The organism is Salmonella sp. SAL4457 (genome assembly GCF_046548235.1).
GTDB classification, from domain to species: Bacteria; Pseudomonadota; Gammaproteobacteria; order Enterobacterales; family Enterobacteriaceae; genus Salmonella; species Salmonella enterica.
Genome location: NZ_JBGDZO010001266.1, coordinates 1 through 239, shown reverse-complemented (window position 1 = coordinate 239; position 239 = coordinate 1). Strand labels below are relative to the sequence as shown.

At 68.6% G+C, this 239-nt stretch carries 1 protein-coding gene; it reads right to left on the bottom strand.

Features of this window, described 5'->3' with window-relative positions; genetic code table 11:
- Positions 1 to 239 (bottom strand): FAD-binding domain-containing protein (locus tag ACLJNW_RS28255; RefSeq protein ID WP_410961951.1); only part of this gene is annotated, 239 nt, incomplete at both ends.

Sequence of the window (239 nt, the reverse complement as noted above, 5' to 3'; positions counted from 1 at the left end):
CCCGTTCGCGGCTGGCCTTCAGGTCGACCATCGGCCGTGGATAGTCGACCCCGGCGAACAGCCCCAGGCTGGACGGATCGTGGATCGCCTTGCGCTCCAGGCCGGCCAGTTCCGGCAGCCAGTGGCGGATGAACTCGCCGCGTGGATCGAAGCGTTCGGACTGCGAGAGCGGATTGAACAGGCGGAAGTAGGGGACCGCGTCGGTGCCGGTGGATGCGCTCCACTGCCAGCCGCCGTTG